The organism is Verrucosispora sp. ts21 (genome assembly GCF_002879555.1).
In the GTDB taxonomy this organism is placed as follows: Bacteria; Actinomycetota; Actinomycetes; order Mycobacteriales; family Micromonosporaceae; genus Micromonospora; species Micromonospora gifhornensis.
In genome coordinates, this window is the sequence record NZ_PNOZ01000044.1 from 41,994 (window position 1) to 56,551 (window position 14,558).

The following is a 14,558-nucleotide window of genomic DNA, read 5'->3' on the forward strand; positions in this document are numbered from 1 at the left end:
CCCGCATCTGAAAAGGCGAAGCGGGCCGGGACATCAGGTCCACGGCCCGCTCACGCCGGAGAGTTACTGCTGCGGCACGATGCTGACGGTCTTGCGACCGCGCTTGCTGCCGAACTGGACCGCACCGGCGGCCAGCGCGAAGAGCGTGTCGTCTCCGCCGCGGCCGACCAGGTCACCGGGGTGGAACTTGGTGCCACGCTGCCGGACGATGATCTCGCCCGCGCTGACGACCTGACCACCGAAGCGCTTCACGCCGAGCCGCTGGGCCGCGGAGTCCCGGCCGTTACGCGAGCTGGACGCACCCTTTTTGTGAGCCATCTTGAGACGACCTACTTCCCGCTGGAGATGCCGGTCACCTTGACCTGGGTCAGCGGCTGGCGGTGACCCTGGCGCTTGTGGTAGCCGGTCTTGTTCTTGAACTTGTGGATCCGGATCTTCGGGCCCTTGGTGTGTGCGGCGATCTCGCCGGACACCTCGACCTGCGCGAGCTTGGCCGCGTCGGTCACCAGGTCGTCACCGTCGACGAGGAGCACCGCGGCGAGCTTCACCGCGTCGCCGGGAGCACCGACGAGCTTCTCGACCTCGATCACGTCGCCTTCGGCGACCTTGTACTGCTTGCCGCCGGTCTTGACGATCGCGTACATCGGAGGCGCACTCCCTGTCGTTGAGGCTGCTAGCGTCTTTACCCACCGTTGCCGGTCGGTCGTCCCCGCGGCGGCTCGCCGGGTAGCAGAGGCACGGCGGCGCGGGCACGCGAGAACTCGGCACACAAGGGTGCGCCGCAGGCAAGCGTACGCCATGCCTGCCCTGCGCCCCAAACCGCCCCCGCCCCACGCCGGGCACGGCCCGGCGGGGAGCACGCAGCAGCCCCTCCTCGCGGACGTCACCGCAGGGAGGGGCCACCACGAGCATGCTCAGGTCAGGGCCGGGTACGGCGCCGAGCACCGGCCCGGCGGGAGCGCCGGCGACCGGAGCCGCTGTCGTCCTCGTCGTCCTCGGCGAGCGCATCCGGGTCGTCCGGTGCGGCCAGCCGAGCCGACTCACCCTGCTGACTGTCGGCGACGTCCGGCGTGGCCGGGGTCTCCGCCTCGTAGCGCGACAGGTCGTAGCCCATGGTGTCGTGGTAGTCGGCGTCGGCGCTGCTCGTGTCGTCGACCTCGGCGACCTCCACCACGGCCCGCTCGGCCGCAGCGCTCTTGCGAGCCCGACGCCGGGACGAGGCGGTCGGCTGCTCCGCCGTCGTCGGCGCAGCAGCCGAGGCGACCGCCTTGACCTTCTCCGCGCCACCGGAGCGGGGCTTCTCCGGCACCGGCTCGGTGTGGATCACCAGGCCTCGGCCCTTGCAGCACTCGCAGGTCTCGCTGAACGCCTCCAGCAGACCGGCGCCGATCCGCTTACGGGTCATCTGCACGAGGCCCAGCGAGGTGATCTCGGTGACCTGGTGCTTGGTACGGTCCCGGCCCAGGCACTCGGTCAACCGGCGCAACACCAGTTCCCGGTTCGACTCCAGCACCATGTCGATGAAGTCGATCACCACGATGCCGCCGATGTCGCGCAGCCGCAGCTGACGGACGATCTCCTCGGCCGCCTCCAGGTTGTTGCGGGTGACCGTCTCCTCCAGGTTGCCGCCGGCACCTGTGTACTTGCCGGTGTTGACGTCGACCACGGTCATCGCCTCGGTCCGGTCGATGACCAGGTGGCCGCCGGAGGGCAGGAAGACCTTACGGTCGAGCCCCTTGAGGATCTGCTCGTCGATGCGGTACTCGGCGAAGACGTCAGTGGTGCCCACGTGCCGGCGCAGCCGGGCGAGCAGGTCCGGCGAGACGTGCGACAGGTACGACTCGACCATGTCGTACGACTGGTCACCCTCGATCACCAGCTCGCGGAAGTCCTCGTTGAACAGGTCCCGGACCACCCGGATGACCAGGTCCGGCTCCTCGTAGAGCAGCACCGGCGCGCCGCCCTCGGCGGCCTTGGCCTGGATGTCCTCCCACTGCGCCTGGAGCCGCTTGACGTCGCGGGCCAACTCGTCCTCGCTGGCCCCCTCGGCCGCGGTCCGGACGATCACCCCGGCGCCATCGGGCACCAACTTCTTCAGCACGTCACGCAGGCGCTTGCGCTCGGTGTCGGGCAGCTTGCGGCTGATCCCGGAGGCGTTGCCGCCGGGCACGTACACCAGGTGCCGACCCGAGAGCGCGACGTGGCTGGTCAGCCGGGCGCCCTTGTGTCCGATCGGGTCCTTGGTGACCTGCACCAGCACCGAGTCGCCGGACTTGAGGGCCTGCTCGATCGAGCGGGCCCGACCCTCCAGGCCGCTGGTGTCCCAGTTGACCTCTCCGGCGTACAGCACCGCGTTGCGACCGCGACCGATGTCGACGAACGCCGCCTCCATGCTGGGCAGCACGTTCTGCACCTTGCCGAGGTAGACGTTGCCGGCCATGGTGCCGGTGGAACTGCGGGTGACGTAGTGCTCGACCAGCACGCCGTCCTCGAGCACCGCGATCTGGGTGCGGTCACCGCGCTGGCGTACCGCCATCACCCGGTCGACGGCTTCCCGGCGGGCCAGGAACTCGGACTCGCTGAGGATCGGCGGGCGCGTACGGCGCTGCTCACGACCGTCCCGACGGCGCTGCCGCTTGGCCTCCAGCCGGGTCGAGCCGGAGACGCCCTGCACCTCGTCGACCGTACGACGGGGCTCCCGGATCTTCACCACGGTCGGCACGCCGTCATCGGCGGCGCCCTCGGTGTCACCGGCACCGCGCCGACGACGCCGACGACGCCGACGGGTCAACCCGTCGCCTTCGGTGTCGTCGCCGTTCTCGTCGGTCTCGGCCTCGGCCTCGGCTTCGGTCTCCCCCGCCTCGCCGTCCTCGGTCGCGGTGGCCTCCTCGGCCTCGCCGTCCTCGCCGTCCTCGGCCTCTTCCGCGCCACCCTTGCCGCGTCCCCGGCCCCGACGACCACGCCGACGGCGACGTCGGGCGCTGGCGGACTCCTCGTCCTCGTCCTCCTCGGCGGCCTCCTCGGCCTCCTCGACGGCGGGTTCCTCGTCGGCCTCGACCGTCACGACCGGCTCGGGCTCGCGCCGGCTGCGCCGCCGGCGGCGGGAGGGTTCGGCCGGTTCCTCGGCGACCTCCTCCTCGGCCTCCAGCGCGGCGGCGGCGATACGGGCCGCGGTGATCTCCTCGGGGGCCATGAACAGCACCGTCGGGGCGGTGAGCGCGGCCCGTCGGCGGCGCGACCGAGGCTCCGGCTCCGCGACCGCCTCCGGCGCCGGTGGCACCTGCGTCACCGGTGGCGGCACCGCGCCCGGTGCCGGCTCTGCCGCCGCGCCCGCGGTCGGCGTCTCCGCCGTCGGCTCGACCTCTTCGGTGGACTCGTCAGGTGCGGGGGCAGCGCTCTCGGCCGGGACGGCTGCGGCTCCGAAATCGGTTCCGGCGGCGGGTTCGGCCGCGGCCTCCGGCTCTTCGGCGCTCGGCACCTCGGCCGGGGTCTCGACGGCCGGCTCGACCGCCGCGGGCGTGGCCTTCCGCCGCCGGGTACGGGTCACCTTGACCGGCGGTACGACGTCACCGGCGGTCGCCTCGACCTCGGCAGCGGCCAGGGGCTCCTCGGTGCTCTTCGCCGCGGTGGTGGCCTTGCGGCGTCGCCGCGTGGTCTTGGGTGCGGCGTCGAGGTCACCGGAGACCGGGGCGAAGACCTCTGCCTGCGGGGCTTCCGCACTGCCCACGGCCGGCGTGTTCTGCGCGTCCACCGGGGCGTCGGTCTGCTCGGGCTGGCTGACCGGGGTGGCGCGCCGCCGGGTGGTCCGCCGCCGGGGCGGTGTCTCGCCGGTGGGCACGCCGGCCAGGTCGGCCGTACCGCTCACCGTGTCGGTGGCGTCCTGTGACGTGGTGCCACCCGCTCCGGGGGCAGTGGTCTCCTGCGGCGCAGCGGTGCCGCCGGCCCCGCTCGCCGCGTCGACGGTGGTGGGCTCGGCGGCCGGGTTCGCACCGGTCTGTTCGCCGCCCTCGGGCTCGTTCTCGAGCATGGACGTTCTCCAGTTCTGGCTTCCCCGGGCGCGGGTGAGCGCTGCCACGCAGGGATGCCGCAAAAGGTGTTTCCCCGGGCGCACGGCGTGCGCGACCGGCGAAGTCTGCCTGCCTGGACGCCAACCGTCGGTCAGCGTCCGCCGATGGTTGCCCCGTCGCGGTCCGCGTCCAGCGGATCCACGATCGCACCCTGCGCGGTCAGCGTGCCCTGAGCCAGCCGGATCACCTTCGGGGCCACCGGCGGCTCCAGGCCGGCCACCACGCGGAGGCCGGAAAGGACGTCATCGGGTCGTACGGACGGGGTGACCTGCCGTACAACCAGTTCGAGTATCGCACACGGTACGGCTGATGCCTCGGAAGGCGTCGCCGATGCAACGTCCACATCGATGGAGATGACTGCGGCCCGCGCGTCGAAGGTGCGCCGGCCCTGTTTGGTCATCCGCTCGACCTGGACCTCCTCGGCGGCGCTGAACGCGGCCACGGCCTTGGCGAGCACCTCCGGATCGACCTGCGGCAACTCGACGCGCCACTGGGACGCCTCGATCCGGTCGGCCAACCCGCTGCCGGTGGCCACCACGGCGTCGAGCACGTCGATGCCGGGCGAGAGCGCGGCGTCCAGCGCCAGACGCAGCGCGTCGGGATCGACCGGTTCACGCAGGCCGATCTCCAGGTACTCGGCCTCGCTCGCCACCCCGGTCGGCGCCGCACTGGCGTACGAGATCTTGGGGTGCGGGGTGAAGCCCTGCGAGAAGGCCATCGGCACGCCGGCGCGGCGCAACGCACGCTCGAACGCCCGGGCGAAGTCCCGGTGCGAGGTGAACCGCAACGGGCCGCGTTTGGCGTACCGGATCCGCACACGCTGCACGACCGGCGCCTGGCCACCTTCGGGCTGTGGTCTCTTACTGATCTTCATGCTCCTCGTTGAGAGACCCGATCAGATCACTGCTGGGCGCCGGTGGGCAGCTTCAGGCCGTTGACCGGGGTCAACGGGAGCAGCTTCCGGCCGGTGGGGCCGATCTGGATCTCGGTGTCCATGGTCGGGCAGACGCCGCAATCGAAACACGGTGTCCACCGGCAGTCGTCCTGCTCGTACTCGCTGAGCGCGTCCTGCCAGTCCTGCCAGAGCCAGTCCTTGTCCAGGCCCGAGTCCAGGTGGTCCCAGGGCAGGACCTCCAGCTCGTCACGCTCGCGGGTGGTGTACCAGTCGAGGTCCACGCCGAAGGTCGGCAGCACCTCGGCGGCGGCCTCCACCCAGCGCTGGTACGAGAAGTGCTCGCTCCAGCCGTCGAACCGGCCGCCGTTCTCCCAGACCTTGCGGATCACCGCGCCGACCCGGCGATCGCCCCGGGACAGCAGGCCCTCGATCAGCGACGGCTCACCGTCGTGGTAGCGGAAACCGATCGCGCGGCCCAGCGAGCGGTCCGCGTTGATCGCCTGCTTGAGCAGCTTGAGTCGGCCGTCGATGACCTCCGGCCGTTCCATCGCCGCCCACTGGAAAGGGGTGTGCGGCTTCGGCACGAACCCGCCGATGGAGACCGTGCAGCGGATGTCCTTGGAACCGGTGGCGGCCCGGCCGGCCCGAATGACCTCGTGGGCCATGTCGGCGATCTCCAGGACGTCGGAGTCCGTCTCGGTGGGCAGGCCGCACATGAAGTAGAGCTTCACCTGCCGCCAGCCGTTGGTGTACGCGGTGACCACCGTACGGATCAGGTCGTCCTTGGAGACCATCTTGTTGATGACCTTGCGGATCCGCTCCGACCCGCCCTCCGGGGCGAAGGTCAGACCGGTCCGCCGCCCGTTGCGGGACAACTCTTGGGCCAACTCGATGTTGAACGCGTCCACCCGGGTCGAGGGCAGCGACAGCGACACGTTCGTGCCCTTGTACTGCTCGGCCAGGCCGGAGCACATGTCGCCGATCTCGGAGTGGTCGGCCGAGGAGAGCGACAGCAGCCCCACCTCGTGGAAGCCGGAGAACTCCAGCCCCTGCTGCACCATCTGCCCGACGGTGGTGATGGACCGCTCGCGTACCGGTCGGGTGATCATGCCGGCCTGGCAGAACCGGCAACCCCGGGTGCAACCCCGGAAGATCTCCACCGCGTACCGCTCGTGCACCGTCTCGGCCAGCGGTACCAGAGGCTTCTTCGGGTACGGCCAGGCGTCCAGGTCCATCGTCGTGCGCTTGTGCACCCGGAACGGCACGTCCGCCCGGTTCGGCACGACCCGCTGGATCCGGCCGTCGGGCAGGTAGTCCACGTCGTAGAAACGCGGCACGTAGACGCTCTCGGTACGCGCCAGCCGCAGCAGCAGCTCGTCGCGGCCACCCGGGCACCCCTCGGCCTTCCAGTCCCGGAGAATCGCGGTGATCTCCAGGACCGCCTCCTCGCCGTCGCCCAGCACCGCGGCGTCGACGAAGTCGGCGATCGGCTCCGGGTTGAACGCGGCGTGCCCGCCGGCCACGATCACCGGGTCGGCGTCGGTCCGGTCCGCCGCGAGCAGCGGGATGCCGGCCAGGTCGATCGCGGCGAGCAGGTTCGTATACCCCAGCTCGGTGGCGAACGACACGCCGAACAGGTCGAAGTCGCGCACCGGCCGGTGCGCGTCGACGGTGAACTGCGGCACGCCATGGGCGCGCATCAGCTTCTCCAGGTCCGGCCAGACCGCGTAGGTCCGCTCGGCGAGGGTGTCGGGCAGTTCGTTGAGCACCTCGTAGAGGATCTGCACGCCCTGGTTGGGCAGGCCGACCTCGTACGCGTCCGGGTACATCAGCGCCCAACGTACGGTCGCCGAGTCCCAGTCCTTGACCACTGCACCCAGCTCGCCACCGACGTACTGGATGGGCTTGGTCACCTGGGGCAGCAGCGGCTCCAGCCGGGGCCACACGGAATTGGCCGCGACGGGGCGCGGTGTGGTGGACGGGACGCTCATGATGCCCAAGGGTACGCGCCCGCCCGTCGACGGCCGCGCCACACCTGTCCCCCCGGCACGCCGGGCCACCGGTCCCCCTCAAGCGGCCGACCACCGGGACCGGACGCGGCCTGATTCGGACACGCTGGCACGACGGTACTAACCTCGGGTCGGCGTGAGAGGAGATTGCCGCGATGCCGGAGCCGCAGCCGGGTACCGACCGGCCGGTCGACGGGAACCGGCCGGACGCACACCGCGACGGGGAGCCCGCGGTCACCCAGGAACAGCCCACCCCGGTGGTCCTCGGGGCCCCCACCGGCCCTGACGGCACCCAGGTGCTGCCTGCCGACGCGCCCGACTCCACCCGCCCACCTCGTGACGCGGACCAGCCGACGCGGGAGGACAACTCCGTCGGTAGCGACCCCACGGCAGCCCCGCCGGTAGACGCCGATGCCACGGCACCGACCGCCACCGCACCGGGACAACCCGACGACGAGCCGCGCAGCCCCGGGCAGGCCCCCAGCGGCTCCGGTGACGCGCAGCGCACCGCCATCGACCCGGGTGACGCGCACCCCACCGCAATCGACCCGGGCGACGCGCAGTCCGCCGGCACTCCGCCGACGGCTGTCGGTCCGCAGGGCACCCGCCTCATGCCGCAACCGCTGCCGGACGAGGAGCCCGCGCCGCGCTGGAGCGGGTCGGCCGCCGTACCGCCGGCAGCGCCGCGCCGCCCCAGTTGGGGCGAGTCGGCCGAGCCGACCCCGCCGCCACCGGCCGCCGTGGCCCACCAGCCGGAGCACCAGACCCCGGTCGACCCGTGGGCGGGGGTCGACACCAGCGGATGGGAACTGCACTCGGCCGACTTCCCGGCGCTGCCGCCGACACTGTCCTACCCGGCGCCACCGCCGACCACGCCGTACTCCGGACCACCGGCCCACCAGCCACCGCCCGCCAACTTCCCCCCGCCGGCTCCCCCGATGCCACCGGCACCTCCGGCGTATCCGCAGGCAGGCTATTCGCCGCCACCGGCTCACCAGGCGCCCGCGCCGTCCGCGCGTCCCGCCGCCCGCCCGCCGGCCCCGGTCGGGCCACCACCACCGCCCGCCCGAGGGCGAAAGGCGAAGAAGCTGCCACCGGCCGCGCCGCCGCCCGGCTGGCAACCGCCCCCCGGGAACGTCCGGGCCCGCAAACGACGCCGCTGGCCCTGGGTGCTGCTGCTGACCCTGGCGTGCTGCTGCGGCTGCCCGGCCTACTACGGCATGCCGATGGCCACCCAGTACCCGGCGGATGCGGCGCTACCCAGGCAGGTGGCGGATCTGCGCCTGCGGGAGGATCCGCGCAACGCGCAGACCGCCCGGAAACTGGAAGCCCAGACGCGCCAGGCGCACCTGCTCTCCGACAACATCTTCGCCGGGGTGTACACCACGAGCGTCGGCAAGCGGGTGACGGTGTTCGGTGGCACCGGATTCCGACTCACCCCCTCCTCCGACGCCGACACCGAGATCGAACGCCTCACCGAGGAGTACTCCCTCGGCGCGGCGGAGGTGGTGGACAGCGGCGTCCGGGGGCGGCACGGGCGCTGCGCGGTGGGCAACTCCGACGGCGTCGGGGTGGTCGTCTGCACCTCCGTCGACCACGGCAGCCTCACCACCGCGGTGTTCACCGGCCTCTCGGTGGACGACAGCGCCCGGCTGCTCGACACCCTGCGGGAAGAGATCATCACGCCTGCCTGACCTGAACCGGTTTCCACCCCGACCCGCGCCCGCTCGGGGGACAATCGGGTCATGTCTCGGCGTTGGCTGTTCGCCGACCAGCTCGGACCACACTTCCTCGACGAGCGCCGCCAACCGGTGCTGCTGATCGAGTCGAAGGCGGTCTTCCGTCGTCGGGCCTTCCACCGGCAGAAGGCGCACCTGGTGCTCTCCGCCCTCCGCCACCGGGCGGCCGAACTGGGCGACCAGGCGATCTTCCTACGCGCCGAGACCTACCGGCAGGCACTGCGGCGGGTACGCGAACCGCTGGAGGTCTGCCACCCGACGTCCCGGGCCGCGCTGGACTTCGTCCGTGGGCTGGACCAGGTGACCGTGCTGCCGCCCCGCGGCTTCGTCACCGGGCTGGACGAGTTCGCCGACTGGGCGGACGCTCGGCGCGGCGCGCTGCGGATGGAGACCTTCTACCGGTTCGCCCGGGAACACCATCGGGTGCTCGTCGACGGTGCCGAGCCGGTCGGCGGGCGGTGGAGCTTCGACACCGAGAACCGCCAGCCGCCGCCGAAGGGTGTCGAGCGGCTCGACGTACCGCCTCCGCCGATGCCCCGCGAGGACGACATCGACGCCGAGGTGCGGGAGGATCTGGACCGCTGGGAACGGGAGGGCATCCGTTTCGTCGGGCGGGACGGTCCGCGACGATTCCCGGCCACCACCCGCGAGGCTCAGGCACGGCTGCGGCACTTCCTCAAGCACCGCCTACCCCACTTCGGCCCGTACGAGGACGCCATGCTCGCCGGTGACCCGTGGCTGGCGCACAGCATGCTCTCCTCCTCGTTCAACCTCGGGCTGCTCGACCCGATGGCGGCGCTCCGTGGCGCGGAGCAGGCGTACCGCAAGGAGAAGGTGCCGCTGCCCAGCGTGGAGGGCTTCATCCGGCAGATCCTCGGCTGGCGGGACTTCGTCTGGAACCTGTACTGGTACTTCGAGCCCGGCTACCAGCGGAGCAACGCGTTGGGTGCCCGCGCGGCGATGCCGGGCTGGTTCCGTGACCTGGATGCCGACGCGGTGCAGGCGCACTGCCTGTCGGATGTGCTGGCCGATCTGCGTGACCACGGCTGGGTGCACCACATCCCCCGGCTCATGGTGCTCGGCAACTACGCGTTGCAGCGCGGCTGGCGAACGGCCGAGGTGGTGGACTTCTTCCGCCGCAGCTTCGTCGACGGCTACGACTGGGTGATGACCGTCAACGTCGTCGGCATGAGCCAGTACGCCGACCTGGGGCGGATGAGCACCAAGCCGTACGTGGCCGGCGGCTCGTACATCAACCGGATGAGCGACTACTGCGGTGGCTGCCGGTACGACCCGAAGGTCCGCCTGGGTGAGCGGGCCTGCCCGTTCACCGCCGGCTACTGGTCGTTCCTCGATCGCAACCGCGACCGCATCCCGGCCAACGCCCGGATGGCGCGCACGATGGCGCAGATGAACCGGCTCGGCGACCTCGACGCGGTACGCGACCAGGAGAAACGCCGCTCCTCGAAGGCGCCGTGACCGGCGTCGGTCAGTCGGCGCTCGACTCGTCGGTGGTCTTCGGCTGGGCGCGCGGCGGGGCGTACCGCGGCACGTACTCCTGACCGGTGAGCTTCTGGATCTCGGCCATCATCTCGTCGGTCATCTTCCGCAGCGAGAGCCGGTCGTCCGGTCGGCCGGTGAAGTCCAGCGGTTTGCCGAACTTGACGGTGATCTTCTTCCCGGTGAAGGGTCGCGGCACCCGAGCGCCGATCGGCTGCACCTTGTCGGTCCCGATCATGCCGACCGGGATGATCGGCACGCCGGCCGCGATGGCGAGACGGACCGCTCCGGTGCGGCCCCGGTAGAGCCGCCCGTCCGGCGAACGGGTGCCCTCGGGATAGACGACCACCAGGTCACCGCCCTTGAGCGCGGGGATGGCCGCGTCGAACGCGGACAGCGCCGCCCGCCCACCGGCCCGCTCCACCGGGATAGCGCCGAGGCCGGTGAGGACGAACTTCGAGAAGCGCCCCTTGAGGGTGGTGCCCTTGAAGTACTCGGATTTGGCCCAGAAGGCGAGGTGCCGGGGGACGACCGTGCCGAGGAACAACTCGTCGGCCACCGACAGGTGGTTACCGGCGAAGATCGCCCCACCGGTCTCCGGTACGTGCTCCAGACCCTCCACGGTCGGTCGGAACGCCACCCGCAGCGTGGGTGCCACGGTGAGCTTGCCGATGGTGTAGAGCAGCGGCACTGGTCCTCCGACGATGGGGTGATGTACGCAGTGGGGCGCTGACACCGTAGCGGACCGACGCACGTCGTGATGCGCGAGGTGGCGCGGATCCGCTGGCTGGACTACGGATGGTGACAGGGGCCCCGCTGCTGCCCGAGGGCATTGACAAGGGCCCCTGCTCATCCGTCAGGCGCGGCGACCGCGCCAGCCTGTTCCGTCACACGCGGCCGACCGCGCCCGCTCCGTCGTCAGACGCGGCGGACCGAGACGGTGACCCGCTCGCCCTCACCGGCCTCGCCGGCGAACCCGTCGATTCCCTCGGCGAAGTCGACCCGCTCGGCCAGCACCTCCCGGGCCACGAAGTCGGCGTACGCCGACACCGCCTCCCGTACCTGCGCCGAAGCGTCGACGGTCGCCACGATCCGGTCGGAGATGTCCAGGTCGGCGTCGCGCCGGGCCTGCTGCACCACCCGGACCACGTCGCGGGCCAGCCCTTCGGCGGCCAGTTCCGGGGTGACAGTGGTGTCCAGCACCACCACCCCCTCACCGCCGGGCAGCGGTGCCGAGTGCTCGGCGTCGGCCGCGATCAGGCGCAGCTCGTACTCACCCTCGGCGAGGGTGACCCCGGCGGCGACCGGGTCGCCGTCGACCAGTTCCCACTCCCCCGCCTTGACCGCCTTGATCACCTGCTGGACCTGCTTGCCGACCCGCGGCCCGAGCGCCCGGGGCACCACGGTCAGCACCTGCTGGCAGTACGCCGACACGTCGCCGGTGAAGACGACCTGCTTGACGTTCACCTCGTCGGCCACCAGGTCGGCGAAGGGACGCAACTGCTCGGCGACCGGGCTGGCCACGGTCAGCGTGGACAGCGGCAGCCGCACCCGCAGACCCTTCGCCTTGCGCAGCGACAGCGCCGCCGAGGCGACCGCCCGGACGTTGTCCATCGCGGCCACCAGCTCGTGGTCGGCCGGGAACTCGTCGGCGACCGGCCAGTCGGTCAGGTGCACCGACCGCTCACCGGTCAACCCGCGCCAGATCTCCTCCGCGGTCAGCGGCGCCAGCGGCGCCACCACCCGGCACAGGGTCTCCAGCACCGTCGACAGCGTGTCGAACGCGTCGGCGTCGCCGGACCAGAACCGGTCCCGGGAGCGGCGCACGTACCAGTTGGTAAGCGCGTCCAGGTAGGACCGCACGGTGCCGCAGGCGCCGGAGATGTCGTACGCGTCCATCTGCGCGCCGACCGTCGCCACCAGCTCGTTCGTCTTGGCCAGCACGTACCGGTCGAGCAGGTGGGTGCTGTCCGTCCGACGCCGGGCGGTGTAGCCGTCGGCGTTGGCGTAGAGCGAGAAGAAGTACCAGACGTTCCACAGCGGCAGCAGCACCTGTCGGACGGCGTCCCGGATGCCCGACTCGGTGACCGGCATGTCCCCGCCACGCAGCACCGGCGAGGACATCAGCATCCAACGCATCGCGTCAGACCCGTACGAGTCGAAGACGTGGTACACGTCCGGGTAGTTGCGCAGGCTCTTGGACATCTTGCGTCCGTCCGAGCCGAGCAGGATGCCGTGGCTGAGGCAGTTGCGGAACGCCGGCCTGTCGAACAGCGCGGTGGCCAGCACGTGCATGGTGTAGAACCAGCCACGGGTCTGCCCGATGTACTCGACGATGAAGTCGCCCGGGTAGTGGTGCTCGAACCAGTCACGGTTCTCGAACGGGTAGTGCACCTGGGCGAACGGCATCGATCCGGACTCGAACCAGCAGTCCAGCACCTCCGGCACCCGACGCATCATCGACTTGCCGGTCGGGTCGTCCGGGTTGGGGCGGACCAGGTCGTCCACCGCCGGCCGGTGCAGGTCGGTCAGGCGTACGCCGAAGTCCCGCTCGATGTCGGCAAGCGAGCCGTACACGTCGATGCGGGGGTAGTTCGGGTCGTCCGAGCGCCACACCGGGATCGGCGAGCCCCAGAACCGGTTCCGGCTGATCGACCAGTCCCGGGCGTTGGCCAGCCACTTGCCGAACGAGCCGTCCTTGATGTGGCCGGGCGTCCAGTTGATCTGCTGGTTCAGCTCGACCATCCGGTCCTTGAACTTGGTCACCGCGACGAACCACGACGACACCGCCTTGTAGACCAGCGGGGTGTCGCAGCGCCAGCAGTGCGGGTACGAGTGGGTGTAGGTGTCCTGCTTGAGCACCACCCCCCGGTCCTTCAGTTCCCGGATCACCGGCTTGTTGACGTCGAAGACCTGCTCGCCCTGATACGGCGGGACCAGCGAGGTGAACCGGGTGTGGTCGTCCACGGTGACGATGGTGGGGATGCCGGCGGCGTTGCAGACGTTCTGGTCGTCCTCACCGAAGGCCGGGGCCAGGTGCACGATTCCGGTACCGTCCTCGGTGGTCACGAACTCCGCCCCGAGCACCTGGTACGCGTTCTCACCGGCCTGCTCGACCAGGAAGTCGAACAGCGGGGTGTAGCGCCGCCCCACCAGGTCCGCGCCACGCACCGTGCCGACCTGCTCGTACCCCTCGAGTTCCTTGGCGTACGCGGCCACCCGCCCGGCACCCACCACGTACCGCTCGCCGTCGCGTTCCAGCACGGCGTACTCGATGTCCGGGCCGACGGCCAGGGCCAGGTTCGACGGCAGGGTCCACGGCGTGGTGGTCCACACCCCCAGCTTGACCGGGCCACGGACCAGTTCCGGCGCGGACTCGTCGGCGGTCAGCTCGAACCACACCGTCAGCGTCGGGTCGTGCCGGTCCCGGTAGACGTCGTCCATCCGGGTCTCGGTGTTCGACAGCGGGGTCTCGCACCGCCAGCAGTACGCCAGCACCCGGAAGCCCTCGTAGACCAGACCCTTGTCGTGCAGGGTCTTGAAGGCCCACATGACGCTTTCCATGTAGTCCAGGTCGAGGGTCTTGTAGTCGTTGGCGAAGTCGACCCAGCGGGCCTGCCGGGTGACGTACCGCTCCCAGTCGTGGGTGAACTCCAGCACCGACGTGCGGCACGCCTCGTTGAACCGGGCCACGCCCAGGTCGAGGATCTCCGCCTTGCTGGTGATGCCGAGCTGCTTCTCCGCCACCACCTCGGCGGGCAGGCCGTGGCAGTCCCAGCCGAAACGCCGCTCGACCCGGCGACCCCGCATGGTCTGGTAGCGCGGCACCACGTCCTTGACGTACCCGGTGAACAGGTGCCCGTAGTGCGGCAGCCCGTTGGCGAACGGCGGGCCGTCGTAGAAGACGTACTCGTTGTCGGCGTCTCCGCCGGCACCCGTCTCCGATTGCCGGCCGGAGGCCGGCCGCTGCTCGACGCTGGCTTCGAAGGTCTTGTCGGCCGTCCAGTGCTCCAGCACCCGGCGCTCGACCGCGGGCAGGTCCGGGCTCGCCGGGACCCCGGCGGCGGTCGGGTCGTGCAACGGATAGGCCATCGCCTGTCGCTCCTCGCTGACACTCACTGTGTGTGGGTCTTGCGAGGACGAGCCGTCACCGGTACGCCGTCACCAGCGCCCCGGGCAAGGCCCGCGGTACCACCCCGCTTGACGGTCAGGATCAACCGCCCGCTCGTTAGGCCGGCTGTAACGGGCCGAACCCGTCCGGTTCTACTCGGGCACGAGGCCCTTTCTTCCGGAGGCTCCCCGGTGATGGCCGGATCGTCGCCAGTCCCCCCATCCTACCCGCCCCACC

The 14,558-nt window shown here is 71.2% G+C and carries 9 protein-coding genes; 2 read left to right on the forward strand and 7 right to left on the reverse strand.

The window, feature by feature from the left end; genetic code table 11:
* Positions 1-63 precede the first annotated feature (63 nt).
* From rpmA to C1A38_RS19595, 5 genes are all read right to left on the reverse strand, one after another.
* On the reverse strand, positions 64-318 hold the full coding sequence (rpmA, locus tag C1A38_RS19575) for a 50S ribosomal protein L27 (protein WP_013735421.1): 255 nt from the start codon (positions 316-318) through the stop codon (positions 64-66).
* Between the two features lie 11 nt (positions 319-329).
* On the reverse strand, positions 330-644 hold the full coding sequence (rplU, locus tag C1A38_RS19580) for a 50S ribosomal protein L21 (RefSeq protein WP_013735422.1): 315 nt from the start codon (positions 642-644) through the stop codon (positions 330-332).
* A gap of 275 nt (positions 645-919) precedes the next feature.
* Complete coding sequence (locus tag C1A38_RS19585) at positions 920-4,027, reverse strand: Rne/Rng family ribonuclease (RefSeq protein ID WP_102659212.1); 3,108 nt, start codon at positions 4,025-4,027, stop codon at positions 920-922.
* 131 nt (positions 4,028-4,158) lie between these two features.
* Positions 4,159-4,893: a TIGR03936 family radical SAM-associated protein gene (locus C1A38_RS19590; RefSeq protein WP_275409837.1), complete on the reverse strand. Its 735-nt coding sequence runs from the start codon at positions 4,891-4,893 to the stop codon at positions 4,159-4,161.
* A 74-nt stretch (positions 4,894-4,967) separates the two neighbouring features.
* Entirely contained in the window at positions 4,968-6,953 is a 1,986-nt protein-coding gene (locus C1A38_RS19595; protein ID WP_102659214.1) for a TIGR03960 family B12-binding radical SAM protein, read from the reverse strand.
* Between the two features lie 173 nt (positions 6,954-7,126).
* Between C1A38_RS19595 and C1A38_RS31930 the strand changes: the two genes are divergently transcribed.
* Entirely contained in the window at positions 7,127-8,665 is a 1,539-nt protein-coding gene (locus C1A38_RS31930; protein ID WP_233196911.1) for a chromosomal replication initiator protein DnaA, read from the forward strand.
* Between the two features lie 51 nt (positions 8,666-8,716).
* Complete coding sequence (locus C1A38_RS19605) at positions 8,717-10,189, forward strand: cryptochrome/photolyase family protein (RefSeq protein WP_102659215.1); 1,473 nt, start codon at positions 8,717-8,719, stop codon at positions 10,187-10,189.
* Positions 10,190-10,199: 10 nt separating this feature from the next.
* On the opposite strand, the gene C1A38_RS19610 is transcribed toward C1A38_RS19605, so the two are convergent.
* Positions 10,200-10,901, reverse strand: a complete 702-nt coding sequence (locus C1A38_RS19610) for a lysophospholipid acyltransferase family protein (RefSeq protein WP_102659216.1) — start codon at positions 10,899-10,901, stop codon at positions 10,200-10,202.
* A gap of 227 nt (positions 10,902-11,128) precedes the next feature.
* On the reverse strand, positions 11,129-14,302 hold the full coding sequence (gene ileS / locus C1A38_RS19615; protein WP_102659224.1) for an isoleucine--tRNA ligase: 3,174 nt from the start codon (positions 14,300-14,302) through the stop codon (positions 11,129-11,131).
* Positions 14,303-14,558: the final 256 nt, after the last annotated feature.

Coding starts and splice junctions, on each gene's coding strand:
- ileS (WP_102659224.1), bottom strand. CDS start 14,302: ATGGCCTATCCGTTGCACGACCCGACCGCCGCCGGGGTCCCGGCGAGC.
- C1A38_RS19605 (WP_102659215.1), top strand. CDS start 8,717: ATGTCTCGGCGTTGGCTGTTCGCCGACCAGCTCGGACCACACTTCCTC.
- C1A38_RS31930 (WP_233196911.1), top strand. CDS start 7,127: ATGCCGGAGCCGCAGCCGGGTACCGACCGGCCGGTCGACGGGAACCGG.
- rpmA (WP_013735421.1), bottom strand. CDS start 318: ATGGCTCACAAAAAGGGTGCGTCCAGCTCGCGTAACGGCCGGGACTCC.
- rplU (WP_013735422.1), bottom strand. CDS start 644: ATGTACGCGATCGTCAAGACCGGCGGCAAGCAGTACAAGGTCGCCGAA.
- C1A38_RS19595 (WP_102659214.1), bottom strand. CDS start 6,953: ATGAGCGTCCCGTCCACCACACCGCGCCCCGTCGCGGCCAATTCCGTG.
- C1A38_RS19585 (WP_102659212.1), bottom strand. CDS start 4,027: ATGCTCGAGAACGAGCCCGAGGGCGGCGAACAGACCGGTGCGAACCCG.